Consider the following 21112-nt stretch of genomic DNA (forward strand, 5'->3'; position numbering starts at 1 on the left):
AGTATCTTGATGTCAAGATAAATGTATCACTTCGGCGAGGACGGGTAGAGCGCACGCACGGCGAGCCACGTCACGGCGACGAGAGGCGCGAACAGCGGCAGGCCCATGATGAGCTTGAGCGTGCCGAGGGCGGCCACCTCACCGGCGAGGTACAGCGGCACCTGGACGATGAGGCGCAGGGCGAACAGCGCGGCCCAGGCGATCGAGAGCCAGAAGAACACGCGCCGCTTGCGCCGGTCGGCGCGCCACGCGGTGCCCTCCCCCATCAGGAATCCGACGGCGAGGCCGATGAGCGGCCATCCGACGAACGCCGAGACGAGGAATGCGGTGCCGTACAGCGTGTTGGTGAGGAAGCCCGGGATGAAGCTGTCCTCTCCCCGTCCGGTCCACAGGGACAGTCCCGCTGCGGCGGCCGCGGCGATCAGACCGCCGATCGCCGCGTTCGCGGACTGGCGCTGGATCAAGCGCACGACGGTGAAGACCGCGGCGAGGCCGACCGACAGCCCGAGGCTCAGCGGAAGGTTCCCCGAGCGCACGTCCGGATCGGAGTCGTACGTCGCGGTCCAGGCGACGAGGAACACCACGCCGGGGAGCACGGACTCGAGGATGCCGCGCCAGCCGCCCATGGCGGCCCACACGACGTGGCCCGTGCTCTTCCCCTCGGCGGGGTCGAGTCCGGCGCGACGCGCGGCGCCGCCCAGGGCGGCGCCGAGCACGTCGGATGCCGAGGGCGCGGCATCGGTCTGCTCGCCGGCGTCGCCCGCCGTGCCGCCGGGAGCGGGACGGCCGGCGTCGTCGTCGAACCGCGGGGCGTCGCTCACGCCGTGCCCGGCGTCGCCGGCATCCGCAGCGGGATGAGGTCGCGCGGGGGCATCGGCGATCCGCCGCGCACCACCACGATGGAGCGGAAGAGGTCCTCGACGGCAGCGGCCGCCTCGACGTCGGCGGTGGCCGCCCCGCCGATCACGCCGCGCAGGAACCAGCGCGGTCCGTCGACGCCCACGAAGCGCGCGAGGCGCTTGCCGGCGGTGCCGTCCGGGCCTGCCACGACCGGCACCTCGGCCAGCAGCTCGGGCCCGAGCGGGCCCTCGCGCTCCTCGACGCGGCCGCCCTGCTGGCGGATCTGCTGGCGGATCTGCTCGCGCGTCTCCTCCCAGAGGCCCGCCGAGCGCGGGGCGGCGAAGGGCTGCACCTGGAGTGTCGAGCCGGCGTAGTCCAGCCCGACGGCGACGATGCGCTTGGTCTGCTCCTCGACCTCGAGGCGCAGGTTCAGGCCCTCGCGCGGGAGGATCTTGATCCCGCCGAGGTCGATGTACGGCCGCACGGGATTCGCCTCGGACTCGTCGAAGGGCCCCGTCTCGGCGCGGTCCTCGGGCGCGACCTTGCGCGGCCCGTCGGCGGATGAGGGATCGGTCATGCCAGGACTCCGTCCTTCTGATAGCCGGTGGAGCCGAAGCCGCCCTCGCCGCGCACGCTGTCGGGCAGGGTCTCCACGCGGATGAACACGGCGCGGGGCACCGGCATCACGATCAGCTGCGCGATGCGGTCGCCGACGGCGATGTCGTGGGCCTGCTCGCGGTCGGTGTTGAGCAGGATGACCTTGATCTCGCCGCGGTAGCCGGCGTCGATGGTGCCGGGGGCGTTGACGACAGTGATGCCGTGCTTCGCGGCCAGACCGCTGCGGGGCACCACGAACGCGACGTAGCCCTCCGGGAGCGCGATGCGCACGCCGGTCCCGACGAGGGCGCGCCCACCGGGCTCCAGGCGCACCGCCTCGGCCGCCACGAGGTCGGCGCCCGCGTCGCCCGGGTGGGCGTACGCCGGGACGTCGGGGGCGATAATGGGGACGTCCACCGTTTCAGTCACCCCATGAGGCTAATGCAGAACTCAACGCGTCATGCCGGAGCCGCGGGCCCTCGGACCGACGGCTATCGCGAGCGGCTGGGTCCCTCGCTGTGGATCCTGGTGGCGGCGGCGCTGGCCGCTCCGATGGTGGCGCTCGTGCTCACTCCCGTCGACACCACGGTCGCGCTCGTCATCGGGGTGGCGGTGGGGGTGCTCCTCGTCGGCGTGCTGATCGCGGCAGCGCCGGTCCTGGAGATCCGGGACGGCGAGCTGCGGGCGGGGCGCGCTCACATCGGAGTGGAGTTCCTCGGAGACCCGGCGATGCACACGGGCGACGATGCGCGTCACGCGCGCGGGGCGGGTCTGGATCCGCGGTCGTGGCATCTCATCCGCGGGGGCATCGACGGGGTCGTGGTGATCCCCGTGACCGATCCCGACGACCCGACGACCGCGTGGGTGATCTCCTCGCGGACGCCGGATCGGCTGGCGGCCGCGGTGCGGCGGGCTCAGATCAGGCGGCGCACTCCGAGCAGATAGGCCCGTGCGCGGTGTCGTGATCGAGTTGCGAGCGGTGCTTGACGAGGAAGCAGTTCGAACAGGTGAACTCGTCTTCCTGGGGCGGGAGAACGACGACGTCGAGCTCGAGGTCCGACAGGTCGGCACCGGGCAGCTCGAAGCCCGACGGGTTGTCGGCGTCCTCCACGTCGACCGAACCCGAGAGCTTGTCGGGAACGCGCTCCTTGAGCGCTTCGATCGACTCGCTGTCGTCCTCGGTCTTGCGGGGGGCGTCGTAATCGGTGGCCATGCGTGAAGGTCTCTACTTCCGGGGTATCGCGGGTTGCGCTGGCCCTTGCGGGCGGCGATAGTTTGCACGACCGGTCCTCATTTCGCAAATGCGATCCGGCCGCTCTCGGGGGTGCTGCCGCGTGAAACTCGCGGCGCGCGCCGGATATTCCCGGCGCGCGCAGTCCGCTGTGTCAGCATGGGCGGACAGGCAGGATCGGAGGGGCGTTTCGCATGGAACAGCTCAAGGTGATCGGAACCGAGGACGACAAGCTCGTTCTGGCGACCGAGTCTGGCGAGAGATTCTCGCTCGACGTCGACGACGTGCTGCGTGTGGAGCTGCGCAAGGCGCGCAAGGAGCGCGACACCGACGCGCAGACTCCTCGGCCGAGCCCGCGCGAGATACAGTCGCACATCCGCTCGGGGCTTTCCGCGCGCGAGGTGGCCGAACTGCTGGGCGCCCGCGTCGAGGACGTCGTCCGCTTCGAGGGTCCCGTGCTCGCCGAGCGCGAGCACGTCGTCGGCCAGGCGCTGGCCGTCCCGGTGCTGCTGGGCGGCGACCTCGAGGGCGACGGCCAGACCACCTTCGGGTCGGCGGTGCGCGGCAAGCTCGCGGAGGCCGGAGCCGTCGGAGAGCGGTGGACCAGCTGGAAGGAGCCGACCGGCTGGATCGTCAAGCTCGAGTTCACCTCGAACGACATCGGCCACGACGCCCGCTGGGGATTCGATCCGCGCCGCTCCACGCTGTCGCCGCTGAACTCCGACGCGATCCAGCTCTCGCGTCAGGGATCGCTGCCGGAAGGCCTGATCCCCCGTCTGCGGGCGCTCGAGACCGCCCCCGCCAAGGACGACTCCCGGTTCGACAGCGGCGCGTTCGGCCCGCGCCGGCTTCCCGACGCCGACCTCGAGTCGCCGGACCTGCCGGCGCCGGCAGCGGCGGCCGTGCAGCAGGCGGCGATCAAGCGCGCGAGCGAGCCTCCCGTGACGACCTCGGCCGAGACAGCCGACCTGCTCGAGGCGCTGCGTCGCAGGCGGGGCCAGCGCGAACCGCTGCCAGGGGCCGAGGAGGTCGCTGCGTCGCCCCGCAGCACCGCGCCGGTCGCCCTGTTCGACGCGCTCGAGCCGGGCTACGAGGAGACGGCCGGCGACGACGAGCCGCCGGCATCCGACTACCAGCCTCCCTCGCCCGCCGTGGCCGAGGCGGGTCGCCGCAAGGGCCGCACGTCGATGCCCTCGTGGGACGAGATCGTCTTCGGCGCCCGCTCCGACGACTGACCGGGACCACGCGGACGCTGCCGTCAGGTCTGCGGATCAGGCGAACGCGCCGAGCCGGATGAGCGGGACGACCCGTTCTTCGTCGGTCAACGATCCGTGCTGACCGACCATCTTCTGCGGCGCCTTGTCGGCCAGCCGGTCGTCGTAGTAGGCGATGCCCGAGCGGGCGGCGACCACGACGTCGCCGATCCTCTCGCGGACCTCCGGTGCCACGTCACCCATCAGGCCGGACGCCTCCAGCTCGGTGCGCGAGATGACCCACGAGCGGGATGCCTCAGCCTCGCGCCACCGGTCGAGCACGGCGTCCGCCTGCCCGGGCTCGGCGTACAGGTGGAGCATGCGCGGCTCGCCGCCGATCAGGCGCACCCCCTCCAGCAGCGGACCCTCCTCGAGCAGGACGTGCCGGTGGCGCGGCACGTCGATCATTCCGTGGTCGGAGGTCACCACGACCCCCGTGCCGCGGTCGACCGCGGCGGCGAGCGTGCGCGCGGCGGCATCCACGTGCTCCAGCACCGCGATCCACTCGTCGGACTCCCAGCCGCGCTTGTGTCCGACGGCGTCGAGATCCGGCGCGTACAGGTAGACGAGGGAGCCCGGATGCCCCGCCGCGAGGTCGGCGGCGATCCGCACGCGGTCTTCCAGGTCGTCGGCGGCGTGGAACTCGGCGTCGCCGAGCGTGGCGACGGTGAAACCGGTGCTCTGGTACTCCTCGCGCGAGACGGCGAAGAAGGGGCGGCCGAGCGTCGCCGAAAGCGGCGTCGCGCGCTGGAACGAGAGCGGCAGGTCGTCGGTGTCCCAGCCGCGCAGTTGATTCACGACGTCATCGGTGCCGGGCACGCGGGCGCGGTAGCCGACGATGCCGTGTTCCCCCGGCTGCGCGCCGGTGAGCAGGCTCGTGAGGGCGGCGGCGGTCGTCGAGGGGAAGACCGTTCGTGCGACATCCCGCTTCGATCGGGCCTCGGCGAGGAAGCGGGCATGCCCCGCGCGGGCGGAGAGGCTGTGCGCGCCGAGCCCGTCGAGCACCCACACGATCGCGCTCCGGGCGGGCGCGAACCATTCGGAGTCGCCCGTCAGAGCCGCCGACATCTCGGGAACGACACGGGTGAGGCTCCGGGCGCGGGGCGGGTCCGCGGGTAGGCTGAAGGACATCGGGGCCAGTCTCGCACACTGCGATCTCCCCACCTCGCTCCCGCCGTCACCCGAGGCCTCATCGTCACATGCCCGCTTCCCGCACCGATCCCGCAGCCGCCGATCACGGACGCATCGAGGACGTCGACGTCTCGTCCGAGATGCAGACGTCGTTCCTCGAGTACGCGTACTCGGTCATCTATTCGCGCGCGCTGCCGGACGCCCGCGACGGGCTGAAGCCGGTGCAGCGGCGCATCCTCTTCCAGATGGCCGACATGGGCCTGCGTCCCGACCGCGGGCACGTCAAGAGCGCCCGTGTCGTGGGCGAGGTGATGGGAAAGCTGCACCCGCACGGCGATGCGCCCATCTACGACGCGCTCGTGCGTCTGGCCCAGCCGTTCTCGCTGCGCGTGCCGCTCGTGGACGGGCACGGCAACTTCGGCTCGCTCGATGACGGCCCCGCGGCCCCGCGCTACACCGAGGCGCGTCTCGCGCCACCCGCCCTGGCGCTCACCGAGAACCTCGACGAGGACGTCGTCGACTTCATCCCGAACTACGACGGGCAGTTCCAGCAGCCCGAGGTGCTGCCGGCGGCGTTCCCGAACCTGCTCGTCAACGGCACCACCGGCATCGCCGTCGGCATGGCGACCAACATGGCGCCGCACAACCTCATCGAGGTGGTCGGCGCCGCGACCCACCTGCTCGACAACCCCGACGCCACGGTGGACGAGCTCATGGAGTTCGTGCCCGGGCCCGACCTCCCCGGCGGCGGCATCATCGTCGGTCTCGACGGGATCAAGGACGCCTACACGAACGGCCGTGGCAGCTTCCGCACCCGCGCGAAGGTCTCCATCGAGTCGCTCGGGCCGCGCCGCACTGGCCTCGTCGTCACCGAGCTGCCGTATCTCGTGGGTCCCGAGCGCGTGATCGAGAAGATCAAGGACGCGGTCAACGCCAAGAAGCTTCAGGGCATCTCGGACGTCACCGACCTGACCGACCGCCACAAGGGCCTGCGCCTCGTCATCGGCATCAAGACCGGGTTCGACCCGCAGGCCGTCCTCGAGCACCTCTACCGGCTGACCCCGCTCGAGGACTCGTTCGGCATCAACAACGTCGCACTCGTCGAGGGCCAGCCGCAGACGCTCGGCCTCCGCGAGCTGCTGCGCGTGTACCTCGATCACCGCATCAGCGTGGTGACCCGGCGCAGCCGCTACCGCCTGGCCCGTCGCAACGAGCGCCTGCACCTGGTCGAGGGTCTGCTCATCGCCATCCTCGACATCGACGAGGTCATCCAGGTCATCCGCACCTCCGACGACGGCGAGCAGGCGCGCGGGCGCCTGATGAACGTCTTCGACCTCTCCGAGCCGCAGGCGGAGTACATCCTCGAGCTCCGGCTTCGGCGGCTGACGAAGTTCTCGCGCATCGAGCTGGAGACGGAGCGTGACAATCTCAAGCGCGAGATCGCCGAGCTCGAGGAGCTCCTCGGCAGCGACGTCCTGCTGCGCGCGCAGGTGGCCAAGGAGCTGGATGCCGCCGCCGAGGCGTTCGGCACCCCCCGCCGCACGCTCCTCCTCAACGGCGGCCCCGTGCAGCCCCGATCGCGTGCGGCCGCGGCCCCCGCCGATCTGCAGATCGCCGACGCGCCGTGCCGTGTGTTCCTGTCGGCGACCGGCCGCATGGTGCGCGCCGAGCTCGTCGCCGACGCCCCCGGCGGCGGCATCGTCCCACCCGCCCGCCGCTCCAAGCACGACGCGGTCCGATCCGCGGTCGATACGACCACCCGCGGTGACCTCGGCGCGGTGACGAGCCTCGGCAGACTGATCCGCTTCTCCCCCGTCGATCTCCCCTCCGTGCCCGGCAACTCGGTGCAGCTCGCGGCGGGGACCCGCGGCGACCAGTACCTCGGCCTCAGCGGCGGCGAGCACGTCGTCGCCATCGTTCCGCTGGCAAGCACCCCGCCGATCGCGCTCGGCACCGCGCAGGGCGTCGTCAAGCGCGTCGCGGCCGGGGAGCTCGGCACCAAGCACGACATCGAGATCATCTCCCTCAAGGACGGCGACCGCGTGGTCGGCGCCGCACCCGCCTCCGACGGGGCCGAGCTCGTGTTCGTCGCCAGCGACGCCCAGCTGCTGCGCTTCGACGCCTCCTCGGTGCGCCCGCAGGGCAGGTCGGCCGGGGGCATGGCGGGCATGCGTCTCGCTGACGGCGCCCAGGTCGTCGCCTTCGACGTCGTGGGACCGTCCGAGTTCGACGCCGTGGTGGTCACGGTCGCCGGATCGACCACGGCGATCGCCGGCACCGACGCCGGGAGCGCCAAGGTGTCGCTGTTCAGCGAGTTCCCCGCGAAGGGACGTGCGACCGGCGGAGTGCGGGCTCAGCGGTTCCTCAGGGGCGAAGACGCGATCACGATCGCCTGGGTCGGCACCGATCCGCGCGCGATCGGGCCGGACGGCGCCGTTCGCGCGCTCCCGGCATCGGGGGCCAAGCGCGATGCCTCGGGCACGACGCTGGACGGCGTCATCGGGGCGATCGGCACCGGCGTCCGCTGACCGGGGCGGCGGGTCGGCGGTGGGAGGTCTCGATACGCGTGCTCGTTCCTCGCGCTCTACTCGACCTTGATCCGACTCGCGTCACGCATCGATGCGCTCGCGCGCGAGCCGGTCGCTCGAGTCGATGATGAACTCCTTGCGGGGAGCGACGTCGTTGCCCATCAGCAGCTCGAAGACGGATGCCGCGGACTCGGCGTCCTCCATCCGCACCCGACGCAGCGTGCGGCCGGCGCGATCCATCGTCGTGGTCGCGAGCTGATCCGCGTCCATCTCGCCGAGCCCCTTGTAGCGCTGCACCGGCTCCTGCCAGCGCTTGCCCGCCTTCGTGAGCTTGGTGAGCAGCCCGTGCAGCTCCGCCTCGGAGTAGGTGTAGATGGTGTCGTTGGGCTTGGAACCCGGGTTCATGACCACCACGCGGTGAAGCGGCGGCACGGCGGCGAACACGCGGCCCTCTTCGATGAGGGGGCGCATGTACCGGAAGAACAGCGTGAGCAGCAGGGTGCGGATGTGCGCGCCGTCGACGTCGGCGTCGCTCATCAGGATGATCTTGCCGTAGCGTGCGGCGTCCAGTTCGAACGAGCGGCCCGACCCGGCGCCGATCACCTGGATGATCGCGGCGCACTCGGCGTTGGACAGCATGTCGCTGACCGACGCCTTCTGCACGTTGAGGATCTTGCCTCGGATCGGCAGCAGCGCCTGGTACTCGCTGTTGCGGGCGAGCTTGGCGGTGCCCAGCGCAGAGTCGCCCTCGACGATGAACAGCTCGGACTCGCCCACGTCGTTCGAACGGCAGTCGGCGAGCTTCGCAGGGAGGGAGGACGACTCGAGGGCGTTCTTGCGGCGCTGGGTCTCTTTGTGCGTGCGCGCGGAGATGCGCGCTTTCATCTCGGAGACGACCTTGTCCAGCAGCAGCGAGGTCTGGGCCTTGTCATCCCGCTTGGACGAGGAGAATCGGGCCGTGAGCTCCCGCGTGACGACGTTGGCGACGATCTGGCGGGCGGCCGGGGTGCCCAGGACCTCCTTGGTCTGTCCCTCGAACTGAGGCTCGGGGAGGCGGACGGTGAGGACGGCGGTGAGACCGGCGAGGATGTCGTCCTTCTCGAGCTTGTCGTTCCCGACCTTCAGCCGTCGCGCGTTCTGCGTGACCTGATCGCGCAGCACCTTCATCAGACCCTGCTCGAATCCCTGCTGGTGCGTGCCGCCCTTCGGGGTGGCGATGATGTTGACGAACGACCGGGACACCGTCTCGTAGCCGGTCCCCCAGCGCACGGCGATGTCGACCTGGCACTCCCGCTCGACCTCGGTGGGGACCATGGCGCCGGATGCCTGCAGCACCGGCACGGTCTCGGTGAAGGTGCCGGAGCCGGTGAGGCGCCACGTGTCGGTCACGCCGGCGTCGGGTGCAAGGAAGTCGGCGAACTCGGAGATGCCGCCGTCGAAGCGGTAGCTCGTCTCGACAGGCTCGCCGGTCTCGGTGCCGGGACGCTCGTCGCGGATGACGATCTCGAGACCGGGGACGAGGAACGCCGTCTGCCGGGCGCGCTGCTCGAGCTCCTGCAGGTTGAACGCCGCGTCCTTCGTGAAGATCTGGCGGTCGGCCCAGTACCGGATGCGCGTGCCCGTGACGCCCTTGGCCGCGCGGCCCACGACGCGCAGCTCGCTGCGCTCCTCGAACGGCGTGAAGGCGGAGTCCGGACTGCCGTTGGAGAAGATCCCGGGCTCGCCGCGGTGGAACGACATCGCCCACGTCTTGCCGCCGCGATCGACCTCGACGTCGAGCCGCTCCGAGAGCGCGTTGACGACGGATGCCCCGACGCCGTGGAGGCCGCCGGACGCGGCGTACGACCCTCCGCCGAACTTGCCGCCGGCGTGGAGCTTGGTGAAGACGACCTCGACGCCGGACAGGCCCGTGCGGGGCTCGATGTCGACCGGGATGCCGCGCGCGCGGTCGCGCACCTCCACGCTGCCGTCGGCGTGGAGCACGATGTCGATGCGGGAGCCGTGCCCCGCGAGCGCCTCGTCGACGGAGTTGTCGATGATCTCCCAGAGGCAGTGCATGAGGCCGCGGGCGTCGGTCGAGCCGATGTACATGCCGGGGCGCTTCCGGACCGCCTCCAGCCCCTCGAGCACCTGCAGATGATGGGCGGAGTACTCGGAGGTCACAATCTCCCATGGTAATCGGGGCTCCCGACACGTCCGCGCAGACACGCACCATGGGGCAGGACGCGTACGCGCTCAGCGAAATGTGGTCGGTTCCGGGCATTCTCAGACGTGGGCGTGGTTGTATTTCATGACCGCTACGGAGTTCTACGCATACGAGGAGGCACCGAGATGACCACGCTTTCGACACCCACCGAGAACGGCGCCGTCCTCGAGCACCGCCTCACGGCGGTGGACCGCTGCGACTCCTGCGGCGCCCAGGCGTACATCGCCGCCGAGGTCAACGGCAGCGAGCTGCTGTTCTGCGCGCACCACGGCCGCAAGTACGAAGAGAAGCTTCGCTCGATCGCCACGAGCTGGCACGACGAGACCGCGCGGCTGTCCGACACCGACTGACGGCGACGGGCTTCACTCCACCGCGTACGAACGCGGGACCAGCGGTGAGACGCGCACGGCGATCTCCTCGCCGATCGTGCCGATGAGCTCGGCGAGATCGGTCGCGCTCGCCTCGCCGTCCGCGCCGGACCCGTACACGATCACGCGGTCTCCGGGGGCCGCTCCGGGCCACGCAGCGATCAGCGAGTCCATCTCCCCCACGGACAGGAGCCGCCGGGTCCCCGCCGGGGTGGCCACGCTCGCCCGCCCCTCCAGGCGCGAAGGGAGACCGTGCAGCGCGCCCACGTCGACGCGTACCCCGTCCTCTCCGACGCCGAGCACCTCAGCCTCCAGCCGGGCGATGGGCACGAGTCCGAGCTGGCCTGCGGACGGACCTCCGGCCGAGCGGATGCCGTAGCAGAAGGCGCCCACGCGAACCATGTCGTACCGGAACTCCGGGCGCGCGAACGAGGCCGCACTGGCGGCGAGATGCCTGACGACGGGGCGGAGCCCCGCGTCGTGCGCCTGTTGCAGCCCGCGCTCGAACAGGGCCCGCGCGTCGTCGTCCTCGTCGTCCGACGCCTCGGCGATGTGGCTCCAGATGCCCACGACGTCCAGCGCGCCTTCCGCCTCCAGCGCGGCCGCCCGGGAGACGAAGCGGGGCCACGCCTCGGGGCGCACGCCGTTGCGGTGCAGGCCCGTGTCGAGCTTGAGGTGCACGCGCAGCGGCCGCCCGACACGCCCGGCCGCGGCCGCCGCGTCCTCGAGCAGGTCGGCGTCTCCCACCCCGAGGTCGATGCCCGCCTCGGCGGCGGCGCGGAGATCCGCGTGCGCGGCCGCGATCCAGGCGAAGATGCGGACGTCTTCGCCGAGCTCCCCGCGCACCGCCCGGGCCGTGCCGATGTCGAACGCGCCGAACCAGCGGACGCCGGCGCCCGCCGCGGCCCGCACGACGGGGGCCAGGCCGTGCCCGTACGCGTCGTCCTTGACGACGAGCATCAGCTCGGCCGGAGCGACGGCCTCGCGCACTCTCGTGATGTTGGCGACGAGGGCGGTCAGGTCCACGTGCAGCGTCGCGGTCACGGCAGCTCCTCGCGGAGAGCGCGGAGCCCGACCGTCGTGATCAGCTCCGAGGAGCGCAGCCCGGTCACGCGCACCCAGTCGGCAAGCGACGGCTCTCCTGCGCCGGGGTCGCCGAGGAAGAGCGCTTCGTCGCCGCGTCGGACCGCGGCATCCGCGACGTCCACGACGCAGACGTCCATCGCGACGCGTCCGACGACCGGATGCCGCTCCCCCGCGATGCTCACGTCCACGGCCCCTCCGAGCTCGCGGACGACGCCCTGCGCGTACCCGCCCGTGACGAGCGCGATCCGCGTGTCGGCGGGTGCGCGGAAGGCGTAGCCGTACGAGACCCCCTCGCCGGCGCGGAGGTCCTTGATCGACAGCACCGTGCCCGACAGGCGCAGGGCCGGTGTCGTGCCGGCATCGCCGCCGGGGAGGCCGAACAGGGTCTCGGGAGCGAGCACGTCGTCGGCGTCGGCGGGCGTGCCGTCGCCGGCGGAAGCGAACCGCGCGGCGTCGAGGACCTGCTGCACGAGCGCCGCGCCGTGCCCCCAGGCGTCCGCCTGCAGCACGGCGGTCCCGTAGCGACGGATGCCGCGCTCCCGCGCGGCGCGCGCATTGGCCGCCAGCGCCGCGCGCGAGACGCGGGCGACCGGAGCGCTGCGTGGATCGGATCCCGTTGCGGCATGCCCAGGGATCGACGAACTCACGCCTCTAGACTAACGGGGTCCCCCGAACCCGACCCCGGAGCACGCATGCCTTCTCAGGGCCTCGGCCTCGCGCCCCGCCTTCGCTATCTCGCCGCCCGCGCCCGCCGCATCGATGTGGGCTCGGTGCTCGAACGCGCGAAGGAGACCTCGCACGCACACGGCAAGTGGACCCCCGCGGTGCTCGCCGACATGCTGTGGTCCGCCGGCTTCCGGCAGGTGGGCTTCCAGGACTACGTCGACTACGACTTCGCGATCCTCAGCCGCGCCGAGCGCGCCACCTACATGACCCATCCGGTGTCGAACGAGCTGTCGCAGAAGTACGACCACCCCGACTACCGCCACCTCTTCCACGACAAGGTGGCCTTCGACCGCACGTTCAGCGAGTTCCTGCGGCGCGACTGGATGATCGTCGAGGAGGGCAACGCCGACGCCGTGCGCGCCTTCGCGGAGAAGCACGGGACGATCGTCACGAAGGAGCCCGTGGGCCAGGCCGGGACGGGCGTGCACCGCTACCACGCGAGCGAGGTGTCGGATTGGGACGAGTTCCACCGCGGTCTCCTCGCGCGCGGCGAGCTCCTCATCGAGGAGGTCATCCGCCAGCACGCCGACCTCGCGGCCGTCTGCCCGGGGACGGTGAACACGACCAGGGTGACCGCCTTCTTCGACGGCGAGGAGACGCACATCCTGGCGATGGCCCAGAAGTTCGGGCGCGGCGAGGTGAGCGACCAGATGACCTTCGGCGGCTTCTACACGATGCTCGACGACGACGGCCGCGCCGTCGGCCCCGGCTACGACTCGCACGGGCACGTGCACGTCGCGCACCCCGACAGCGGTTTCGTGATCGCCGACTTCCAGCTGCCCATGGTCGACGAAGTCAAGGCGTTCGTCGACCAGGTGGCGCGCGTGGTGCCGCAGATCCAGTACGTGGGCTGGGACATCGTCGTCACGCCCGACGGGCCCGTGCTCGTCGAGGGCAACTGGGGTGCCGGCGTGTACGAGAACAAGCCGAGCGTCACCGGCATCCGCACCGGCCACAAGCCGCGCTATCGGAAGGCCATCGGGTTCTGAGGAGGACCTGAAGACGTCGAAGGCGCGGCATCCGAGCAGATGCCGCGCCTTTCGCGTGACGGCGGTCAGACCGCCCGGACGATGCCGAGCGGCGTGGACTGGTGCCCCTGCCCGAGCGGGTTGTCCTTGAGGATCGCGACCAGTCGCCGCTCCTGCGCCTTGTCGAGCGTGGAGCCGAGGACGTTGCCGCCGAGATCGTTGATGTCGACGACGGCGACCTCGGACACGCCGCCGAGGAGCGCCTTCAGGTGCTGTGCGACCTCGCGGGGGCGCTCGGGTCCGAGCACGACAGCCTTGTTGTACGGCGGGATCGTGCCCGACGTCGGCCCGTCGATGGCGCGGGCCTTGTCGCCGGCGATGCGGTAGAAGTCGCCCTTGCGGCCGAAGAGCTTCGTCACGGCCGAAACCGCCGCGGCGAACAGGATCCGCATCGTCCCGCACTCGCGCAGCGCCATCTCCATCGTCTCGGGCATGCCGAGGCCGATGCCGTAGGGCGTGCGAGTGACGTACCGCGAGAGGAAGAAGGCCAGCTTGCGCGGCTGGATGTCCTCCACGAGGTACGAACGGCCCTGCGTGATCGCGACGATCTTCTCGGTCACGAAGAGCAGGTCGCCCTCGCGCACCACGTCCGCCGCGTACTCGCGCACGAAGGCGTCGAGATCGTCGCCGGGCATCACGACCCGCGTGCGGATCGGGATGCGCGCGAACGACGAACCCTCGACCTGGACGGTGAGTGCCTTGCCGGCGTTCGCCTCACTCACTCGAGGTAGTCCCGGAGGGACTGCGAGCGCGACGGATGCCGCAGCTTCGCCATCGTCTTCGACTCGATCTGGCGGATGCGCTCGCGGGTCACCCCGAACGTGTCGCCGATCTGGTCGAGCGTCTTGGGCTGGCCGTCGCCGAGTCCGAAGCGCATGCGGATCACGCCGGCCTCGCGCTCGGAGAGCGAGTCGAGGAGCGACTCGAGCTGGCGCTGCAGCATCGTGAAGCCCACCGCATCCGCCGGCACGACAGCCTCGGTGTCCTCGATGAGGTCGCCGAACTCGCTGTCGCCGTCCTCACCCAGGGGCGTGTGCAGCGAGATCGGCTCGCGGCCGTACTTCTGCACCTCGATGACCTTCTCGGGGGTCATGTCGAGCTCGCGGCTGAGCTCTTCGGGCGTGGGCTCGCGACCGAGGTCCTGCAGCATCTGCCGCTGCACGCGCGCGAGCTTGTTGATGACCTCGACCATGTGCACCGGGATGCGGATGGTGCGCGCCTGGTCGGCCATGGCGCGCGTGATGGCCTGACGGATCCACCACGTCGCGTAGGTCGAGAACTTGAAGCCCTTGGTGTAGTCGAACTTCTCCACCGCGCGGATGAGACCGAGGTTGCCCTCCTGGATGAGGTCCAGGAACTGCATGCCGCGGCCGGTGTAGCGCTTGGCGAGCGACACGACGAGGCGCAGGTTGGCGCCCAGCAGGTGGCTCTTCGCGCGCTGACCGTCCCGGGCGACCCACTGCAGGTCGAGACCGAGCTGCGACGTCTTCTCGGCGGCCGACATGTGCGACAGCTTCTCTTCGGCGAACAGGCCCGCCTCGATGCGCATCGCGAGCTCGACCTCTTCGGCCGCGTTCAGCAGCGGCACCTTGCCGATCTGCTTGAGGTAGTCCTTGACCGGATCGGCGGTCGCGCCGGTGATCTGCGTCGAGTAGACGGGGACGTCGTCCTCGTCGCTCGACGAGATGACGATGGCGCCGGTCGGGAGGGGCTCGGTGAACACCGGCTTGGTGCTCTCCTCCTCGTCCTCCTCCTCGGCGGGGTTCGCGTCGTCGGCGGCAGCGGGCTTGCCCTCGGTCTTGGCGGCGGCGGTGTCGCCCGACTCCTCGTCGGCGTCGACGTCGTCGCCCTCGAGCTCGACGTCGTCGTCGAGCTCCTCGACGTCGTCCTCGAACTCGTCGTCCGACTTCTTCGCGCGCTTGGACGCCGTCTTCGGCGCGGCCTTCGCCTTCGCGCCGCCCTTCGGCGCCGCGGCCTTCGTCGCAGCCGGAGCCTTCTTCTCGTCCGACTCGGTGTCCTTCGCGGCCGAGCGAGCCTTGGTGTTCGTGCCTGGAGTCACGTTTCGCCTTTCACCGGTCGACGCGCGCCGCGCGCCTCCGGTCGGTTTCGGACACTAGTAAGACCCTTGTCAAGTCCACATCTTCGGCAGGAAGCCTGACGAAGACGGTTGACAACGGGTCAGAGCGTCTAGTATCTCATACTTGCCGTGCGCCGCCAGCATCGCCCCGCGGAGTGCGGCGCACCTCCATCGAAGGCTTCAACGCCGCGGCGCACGCGGACATTCCGCCGGGGCGGCGGTCGCGTCAGGAACCGCGCTTGTCGTCCTCGCCCGGTCGCGACGCGAGGAAGCGCTCGAGCTCCGCCGCCAGTTCGTCGGCGCTGGGCAGATCCCCCGTGTGGATCATCGGCGTGGCGAGCGTCGATCCCGCCATGTAGGCGTCGTAGCGCTCCTCGAGCCCCTGCACCATGCGGGCGAGCTCGTCGCTGCCCTCGATCTGCTCGGTCACCTTCTCGAGGTACTCGCGGTTCTCGTCGCGCAGGTCGTCCCCCGCGAAGACCAGCCCAGTCGCGACCGTGAGGCTGTCCAGCGCCGCGAGCGCCGCCGCGGGGTACTCGGTGTCGCCCAGGTAGTGAGGGATGAGCAGGACGAAGCCCGCGATGCGCACACCGGCCGCCGCGAGGCGGTACTCCAGAAGGTGGCCCGCGGTGGCGGGCACCTGCGTGTGCGGCTGCCACACCGAGTGCGCCTCCGTGAGCTCCGACCGGGTGCCGCTGACGGTCGTGCCGATCGGCCGGGTGTGCGGCACCGGCATCGGGATCGCGTGCACCCAGGTCACCGTCGACACGCCGTAGGCCTCGGTGAAGTCGAGCACCGCCGCGGCGAAGGCATCCCACGCGAAATCGGGCTCGTACCCGGCCAGCAGCAGGAAGGGCTGGCCCAGGGCGTCGTGCGCGAACGACAGCTCCAGGCGCTGCGGGCGGTAGTCGGTGAGGTGGTCCTTCTCGAAGGCGACGATCGGCCGTCGAGCACGGTAGTCGAGGAGGACGTCGTTGGAGAACACGGCCAGCGGAGACGGCGACAGCTCATCGCGGAAGTAGTCGATGACCTGGCTCACGGCGCTGCCCGCGTCGGTGAACCCGGTGAGGGCGATCACCAGCGGGAGTCCGCGCGGGACGGGCGGCGCGGAGGCCGCACGCTCGAACAGCGGGCCGGTAAGGGGCATGGTCCCATGCTACGAGCCGACCGCCGACGCCGGGTCGCTGCCATCGCGCTCAGAGCGAACACCCGTCGTCCCCGCCGGGTTGAGTCGTGCGACGGAGGAGGACCTATCGAAACCTAGGATGGACAGCATGTCGTTCCCCGACCTCGAGTACCGCACGTCACCCGTCCGAGAGTCCGAAGCCGACGCTCTTCTCCTCGCACTCCCCCCGCTCGAGGCCGACGCCCCGAACGACCTCGCGGACTGGCCGGGTCTGCGAGAGTCGCTGTCCGCGGTGGGTTTCACGGGGTCGTGCGGCGCGCTCGTCCGGGTGTACGCACCCGACAGCACGTCGATGCCGCTGGCCGTCGTGGGCACCGGCGCGAACCCGGATGCCGCGGCGCTGCGCGACGCGGTCGGCGCGGCGATCCGCTCGCTGACCGGCTTCGCCACGGTCGCCGTCGCCGCGCCGCTGGCGGATCCCGCGCTGTGGACCGCGGCGGCCGAAGGCGCCGCGCTGGGCGGCTACCGGTTCGACGGCTACAAGTCGGAGGCGCCGAAGGCCCGGGCGTCCAAGGTCATCGTGCACGGCACCGCGGATGCCGACGACGACGCGCTGCGGCTCGTGGTCGAGACCGCGACCTCGGTGGCGCTGGTGAAGGACCTCGTGAACATGCCCGCGGAGTGGCTGGGGCCCGCCGACGTCGCCGAGCGTGCGGCCCAGGCGGTGGCGGAGCTTCCCGTCACGGTCGACGTCCTCGACGAGCAGGCGCTGCGCGATCAGGGCTTCGGCGGCATCCTGGGCGTGGGGCAGGGGTCGGACCGCCCGCCGCGCCTCGTCCGCCTGCAGTACTCCCCCGACGGGGCGCGACGCCACATCGCGCTCGTGGGCAAGGGCATCACGTTCGACACCGGCGGCCTGTCGCTGAAGCCCGCCGCCTCGATGGTGGGCATGAAGTACGACATGGCGGGCGCCGCGACGGTGCTCGGCGTGCTGCGGGCCGTGGCATCCGTCTCCGCCCCCGTCAAGGTGACCGCCTGGCTGTGCCTGGCCGACAACATGCCCTCGGGCCGCGCCACCCGCCCCGGCGACGTGCTGAGGATGCTCGACGGCACGACCGTCGAGGTGCTCAACACCGACGCCGAGGGGCGCCTCGTGCTCGCCGACGGGCTCGCGGCCGCCAGCCGCGAGCGCCCCGACGTGATCGTCGACGTCGCCACGCTCACCGGCGCGATCCTGATCGCCCTCGGCACCCGGCACACAGGCGTCATGGGCGATGACGACGCCGTCGCGGCGTACCTCGCCGCCGCGGCGGAGACGGGCGAGCCGGCGTGGCAGCTGCCGCTCCCCGCCCACATGGTCGAGGAGCTCGACTCCCCCATCGCCGACCTGCAGAACGCCAAGATCGGCGACCCTGCGGGCGGATCGCTCTTCGCAGGGCTGTTCCTGCGTCACTTCGTCGGCCGCACGGGCGACGACGCCGATGCTCCCCGGATCCCCTGGGTGCATCTGGACATCGCCGGCAGCGGGACCCACAAGGGCGCGCCGTACGGCTACACCGACAAGGGGCCGACGGCCGCCACCGTGCGCAGTCTGGTCCGCTTCGTCCTGGCAGACCTCGATGAGGAGGCACGATGACCGACCACACCTTCGATCTCGTCGTACTGGGGGGTGGCAGCGGAGGCTATGCGGCCGCGCTGCGCGCCGCCGAGCTCGGCAGGAGCGTCGCCCTCGTCGAGAAGGACAAGGTCGGCGGCACCTGCCTGCACCGCGGCTGCATCCCCACCAAGGCGCTGCTGCACGCCGCCGAGGTGGCGGACCTGACGCGGGATGCCGCGTCGGTGGGCGTGCGCGCGTCGCTCGAGGGCATCGACCCGGCGGGCGTGCGCGCGTACCGCGAAGGCATCGTGGCCAAGAAGTACAAGGGGCTCGAGGGCCTGGTGAAGGCGCGCGGCATCACCGTCGTGAACGGCGAGGGCCGGCTGGAGGCGGGGCCGGCGGTGCGCGTCGGCGACGACCTCTACCGCGGCACGGACGTCGTGCTCGCGACGGGCTCCTACAGCCGGACCCTGCCCGGACTCGAGATCGCCGGTCGGATCCTCACCAGCGAGCAGGCGCTGGAGCTCGACGAGATCCCCCGCAGCGTCGTCATCCTCGGCGGCGGTGTCATCGGCGTGGAGTTCGCGAGTGTGTGGCGCTCCTTCGGCGCCGAGGTCACGATCGTGGAGGCGCTCGACCACCTCGTCCCCAACGAGGACGTCGCGCTGAGCAAGGGCCTGGAGCGCGCCTTCCGCCGGCGCGGCATCCAGTACTCCCTCGGAGTGCGGTTCCAGAGCGCGTCGCAGACGCCGGATGCCGTGACCGTGACGCTCGAGGACGGCAAGAGCCTCACCGCCGACCACCTGCTGGTCGCCGTCGGCCGCGGGCCGGCGACCGCGGGCCTCGGCTACGAGGAGGCGGGCGTATCCATCGAGCGGGGCTTCGTCACGGTCGACGAGCGCCTCCGCACCGGCGTGCCGCACGTGTGGGCCGTCGGCGACATCACCCCTGGGCTCCAGCTCGCGCACCGCGGGTTCCAGCAGGGCATCTTCGTCGCGGAGGAGATCGCCGGACTCTCGCCGGTCGCCATCCCGGACTCCCAGATCCCCCGCGTCACCTACAGCCACCCGGAGGTCGCCTCCGTCGGACTGACCGAGGCGCAGGCCATCGACGCGCATGGCGCGGACGCCGTGGTGACGTACGAGTACAACCTCGCCGGGAACGGCAAGAGCGAGATCCTCGGCACCGGGGGCGTCGTCAAGGTGGTGCGGTCGAAGGATGGGCCGGTCATCGGCGTCCACCTCATCGGCGACCGCGTCGGCGAGCTGATCACCGAAGGCCAGCTCGTCGTCGGGTGGGAAGCGCACCCCGAGGACATCGCCCCGTTCGTCCACGCGCACCCGACGCAGTCGGAGGCGCTCGGCGAGGCGTTCCTCGCTCTGGCGGGCAAGCCGCTGCACGCGCTGTGACCCTCCGCGCCGCCGCCCATCACTAAGCTAGATCCGATATATCTTCAGAAGGAGACTTCCTCATGAGCACATCCGTGGTCCTCCCCGCTCTCGGCGAGAGCGTGACCGAGGGAACGGTCACCCGCTGGCTCAAGAACGTCGGCGACACCGTTCAGGCCGATGAGGGCCTGCTCGAGATCTCCACGGACAAGGTGGACACCGAGATCCCCTCACCGGTCAGCGGCGTCATCGAGGAGATCCTCGTTCAGGAAGACGAGACCGTCGAGGTCGGCGCGGTGCTGGCGAAGATCGGCGACGGCTCCGGCAGCGCAGAGGCGGCACCCGCTCCCGAGGCTGCTGCCGCAGACGCCGCTCCGGCTCAGGCTTCCGCCCCCGCCCCGGCGGAGGCCCCCGCACCCGCTCCGGCGCCCGCGGCTGAGGCTCCCGCACCTGCCGCTGAGGCGCCCGCACCTGCGGCCGAGGCTGCCCCGGCGCCCGCGGGCGGCGGCAAGGACGTCGTCCTCCCCGAGCTCGGTGAGAGCGTCACCGAAGGGACCGTCACGCGCTGGCTCAAGCAGGTCGGCGACGAGGTCGCGGTCGACGAGCCGCTCCTCGAGATCTCGACCGACAAGGTCGACACCGAGATCCCTTCGCCGTTCGCCGGCACGCTGCAGGAGATCCTCGTGCAGGAGGACGAGACGGTCGCCGTCGGATCGCCGCTGGCGCGCATCGGCGAGGCGGGTGCCGCGCCGGCTCCGGCCGCCGAGGCTCCCGCGCTTGCACAGGCCGAGGCTCCCGCGCCGGCACAGGCCGAGGCTCCCGCGCCGGCACAGGCCGAGGCTCCCGCACCGGCACAGGCCGAGGCGCCCGCCGCTCCGGCTCCCGCGCCGGCACAGGCCGCCCCGGCCGAGGCGCCTGCCCCGGCTCCGGCCGCTGCGCCGGCTCCCGCTGCCGCGCCGGCTCCGGCTGCGGCGCCCGCGGCATCGGCTCCGTCTCTCTCGGCCGACGAGGACAGCATCACCTACGTCACGCCGTTGGTGCGCCGCCTCGCACAGCAGCAGGGCGTCGACCTGGCGTCCGTCAAGGGCACGGGCGTCGGCGGCCGCATCCGCAAGGAGGACGTCCTGAAGGCCGCGGAGGCCGCGTCGGCTCCGGCTGCCGCGGCGCCCGCCGCGCCGGCTGCCCCCGCGCCGCTGGAGGTGTCGCCGCTGCGGGGCACCACGCAGCCCATGTCGCGTCTGCGCAAGGTTCTCGCGCAGCGCGCCGTCGAGTCGATGCAGTCGACCGCTCAGCTCACGTCCGTCGTGGAGGTCGACGTCACCAAGCTCGCGACGTTCCGCGACAAGGTGAAGGGCGACTTCCAGGCCAAGACCGGCGACAAGCTGTCGTTCCTGCCGTTCTTCGCGCTGGCCGCCGCGGAGGCCCTCCAGGCCTACCCGGTCGTCAACTCGACCGTGGACGGCGACCAGATCGTCTACCCCGCGACCGAGAACCTCTCGATCGCCGTCGACACCGAGCGGGGCCTGCTCACGCCGGTGCTGCGCGACGCGGCGACCAAGAACCTCGCCCAGATCGCTCGCGAGATCGCCGACCTCGCGGCTCGCACGCGTGAGAACAAGCTCAAGCCCGACGAGCTCGCCGGCGGCACGTTCACGCTGACGAACACCGGTTCGCGCGGCGCGCTCTTCGACACGCCGGTCGTGTTCCTTCCGCAGACGGCCATCCTCGGCACCGGTGTCGTCGTCAAGCGGCCCGGCGTGGTGACGGTCGACGGCAAGGACGCCATCTCGGTGCGCTCCTACGTGTACCTGGCGCTCTCGTACGACCACCGCGTGATCGACGGCGCCGACGCGGCGCGCTTCCTCGGCGCCGTGAAGTCTCGCCTGGAGGCCGCGCAGTTCGAGGGCCAGCTCGGCATCTGATCCCGCGC

19 protein-coding genes are annotated in these 21112 nt (G+C 71.5%); 8 read left to right on the top strand and 11 right to left on the bottom strand.

The window, feature by feature from the left end; all coding sequences use genetic code 11:
- Nucleotides 1–26 precede the first annotated feature (26 nt).
- From ACFRAL_RS06335 to dut, 3 genes are read right to left on the bottom strand one after another with little or no spacing between them, the layout of a single operon-like run.
- Nucleotides 27–821, bottom strand: a complete 795-nt coding sequence (locus tag ACFRAL_RS06335; protein ID WP_378880899.1) for a DUF3159 domain-containing protein — start codon at nucleotides 819–821, stop codon at nucleotides 27–29.
- The gene (locus ACFRAL_RS06340) at nucleotides 818–1417 is read right to left on the bottom strand and encodes a DUF3710 domain-containing protein (RefSeq protein WP_336398030.1); all 600 of its coding nucleotides are present in this window, start codon (nucleotides 1415–1417) and stop codon (nucleotides 818–820) included. Before ACFRAL_RS06340 ends, ACFRAL_RS06335 begins: the two co-directional genes overlap by 4 nt.
- A complete protein-coding gene (gene dut / locus ACFRAL_RS06345; RefSeq protein ID WP_336398031.1) occupies nucleotides 1414–1866 on the bottom strand; it encodes a dUTP diphosphatase in 453 nt (150 codons plus the stop codon). Before dut ends, ACFRAL_RS06340 begins: the two co-directional genes overlap by 4 nt.
- Before the next feature lie 12 nt (nucleotides 1867–1878).
- Here dut and ACFRAL_RS06350 point away from each other — a divergent pair, with 12 nt between their 5' ends.
- On the top strand, nucleotides 1879–2382 hold the full coding sequence (locus tag ACFRAL_RS06350; RefSeq protein ID WP_336398066.1) for a DUF3093 domain-containing protein: 504 nt from the start codon (nucleotides 1879–1881) through the stop codon (nucleotides 2380–2382).
- Here ACFRAL_RS06350 and ACFRAL_RS06355 read toward each other — a convergent pair.
- Nucleotides 2357–2650, bottom strand: a complete 294-nt coding sequence (locus ACFRAL_RS06355; protein ID WP_336398032.1) for a DUF4193 domain-containing protein — start codon at nucleotides 2648–2650, stop codon at nucleotides 2357–2359. The two genes, ACFRAL_RS06350 and ACFRAL_RS06355, sit on opposite strands and share 26 nt — an antisense overlap.
- A gap of 212 nt (nucleotides 2651–2862) precedes the next feature.
- Here ACFRAL_RS06355 and sepH point away from each other — a divergent pair, with 212 nt between their 5' ends.
- Nucleotides 2863–3903 carry a septation protein SepH gene (gene sepH / locus ACFRAL_RS06360; protein WP_378880902.1) on the top strand — a complete coding sequence of 347 codons (1041 nt, stop codon included), beginning with the start codon at nucleotides 2863–2865 and terminating at the stop codon, nucleotides 3901–3903.
- Between the two features lie 36 nt (nucleotides 3904–3939).
- Here sepH and ACFRAL_RS06365 read toward each other — a convergent pair whose 3' ends face one another.
- Entirely contained in the window at nucleotides 3940–5052 is a 1113-nt protein-coding gene (locus tag ACFRAL_RS06365; protein ID WP_378880905.1) for an alkaline phosphatase family protein, read from the bottom strand.
- Between the two features lie 68 nt (nucleotides 5053–5120).
- Here ACFRAL_RS06365 and ACFRAL_RS06370 point away from each other — a divergent pair, with 68 nt between their 5' ends.
- Complete coding sequence (locus ACFRAL_RS06370; protein WP_336398035.1) at nucleotides 5121–7580, top strand: DNA topoisomerase IV subunit A; 2460 nt, start codon at nucleotides 5121–5123, stop codon at nucleotides 7578–7580.
- 81 nt (nucleotides 7581–7661) lie between these two features.
- On the opposite strand, the gene ACFRAL_RS06375 is transcribed toward ACFRAL_RS06370, so the two are convergent.
- Nucleotides 7662–9746, bottom strand: a complete 2085-nt coding sequence (locus ACFRAL_RS06375) for a DNA topoisomerase IV subunit B (RefSeq protein ID WP_336398067.1) — start codon at nucleotides 9744–9746, stop codon at nucleotides 7662–7664.
- Between the two features lie 165 nt (nucleotides 9747–9911).
- Between ACFRAL_RS06375 and ACFRAL_RS06380 the strand changes: the two genes are divergently transcribed.
- Nucleotides 9912–10136 (top strand): hypothetical protein, encoded by a 225-nt coding sequence (locus ACFRAL_RS06380; protein ID WP_336398036.1) that lies wholly within the window; start codon nucleotides 9912–9914, stop codon nucleotides 10134–10136.
- Between the two features lie 12 nt (nucleotides 10137–10148).
- Here ACFRAL_RS06380 and ACFRAL_RS06385 read toward each other — a convergent pair whose 3' ends face one another.
- Both ACFRAL_RS06385 and ACFRAL_RS06390 read right to left on the bottom strand, forming a co-directional pair.
- Nucleotides 10149–11198 (bottom strand): alanine racemase, encoded by a 1050-nt coding sequence (locus ACFRAL_RS06385; protein ID WP_378880910.1) that lies wholly within the window; start codon nucleotides 11196–11198, stop codon nucleotides 10149–10151.
- On the bottom strand, nucleotides 11195–11887 hold the full coding sequence (locus tag ACFRAL_RS06390) for an alanine racemase C-terminal domain-containing protein (protein ID WP_378880912.1): 693 nt from the start codon (nucleotides 11885–11887) through the stop codon (nucleotides 11195–11197). Before ACFRAL_RS06390 ends, ACFRAL_RS06385 begins: the two co-directional genes overlap by 4 nt.
- 45 nt (nucleotides 11888–11932) lie before the next feature.
- Between ACFRAL_RS06390 and ACFRAL_RS06395 the strand changes: the two genes are divergently transcribed.
- Nucleotides 11933–12955, top strand: coding sequence for a sugar-transfer associated ATP-grasp domain-containing protein (locus tag ACFRAL_RS06395; protein WP_336398039.1), 1023 nt, complete (start codon nucleotides 11933–11935; stop codon nucleotides 12953–12955).
- A 65-nt stretch (nucleotides 12956–13020) separates the two neighbouring features.
- On the opposite strand, the gene ACFRAL_RS06400 is transcribed toward ACFRAL_RS06395, so the two are convergent.
- From ACFRAL_RS06400 to ACFRAL_RS06410, 3 genes are all read right to left on the bottom strand, one after another.
- Entirely contained in the window at nucleotides 13021–13716 is a 696-nt protein-coding gene (locus tag ACFRAL_RS06400; RefSeq protein WP_336398040.1) for a coenzyme F420-0:L-glutamate ligase, read from the bottom strand.
- The gene (locus tag ACFRAL_RS06405) at nucleotides 13713–15053 is read right to left on the bottom strand and encodes an RNA polymerase sigma factor (protein ID WP_378880917.1); all 1341 of its coding nucleotides are present in this window, start codon (nucleotides 15051–15053) and stop codon (nucleotides 13713–13715) included. Before ACFRAL_RS06405 ends, ACFRAL_RS06400 begins: the two co-directional genes overlap by 4 nt.
- Nucleotides 15054–15297: 244 nt before the next feature.
- Nucleotides 15298–16218 (bottom strand): PAC2 family protein, encoded by a 921-nt coding sequence (locus ACFRAL_RS06410; RefSeq protein WP_336398041.1) that lies wholly within the window; start codon nucleotides 16216–16218, stop codon nucleotides 15298–15300.
- A 127-nt stretch (nucleotides 16219–16345) separates the two neighbouring features.
- Between ACFRAL_RS06410 and ACFRAL_RS06415 the strand changes: the two genes are divergently transcribed.
- From ACFRAL_RS06415 to sucB, 3 genes are all read left to right on the top strand, one after another.
- Nucleotides 16346–17833, top strand: coding sequence for a leucyl aminopeptidase (locus ACFRAL_RS06415; protein WP_378880921.1), 1488 nt, complete (start codon nucleotides 16346–16348; stop codon nucleotides 17831–17833).
- A complete protein-coding gene (lpdA, locus tag ACFRAL_RS06420; RefSeq protein WP_378880924.1) occupies nucleotides 17830–19203 on the top strand; it encodes a dihydrolipoyl dehydrogenase in 1374 nt (457 codons plus the stop codon). The genes ACFRAL_RS06415 and lpdA overlap by 4 nt, the downstream gene beginning before the upstream one ends.
- A gap of 62 nt (nucleotides 19204–19265) precedes the next feature.
- On the top strand, nucleotides 19266–21104 hold the full coding sequence (sucB, locus tag ACFRAL_RS06425) for a 2-oxoglutarate dehydrogenase, E2 component, dihydrolipoamide succinyltransferase (RefSeq protein ID WP_378880927.1): 1839 nt from the start codon (nucleotides 19266–19268) through the stop codon (nucleotides 21102–21104).
- Nucleotides 21105–21112: the final 8 nt, after the last annotated feature.

This window comes from Microbacterium sp. NPDC056736 (genome assembly GCF_042790415.1).
GTDB lineage: Bacteria > Actinomycetota > Actinomycetes > Actinomycetales > Microbacteriaceae > Microbacterium.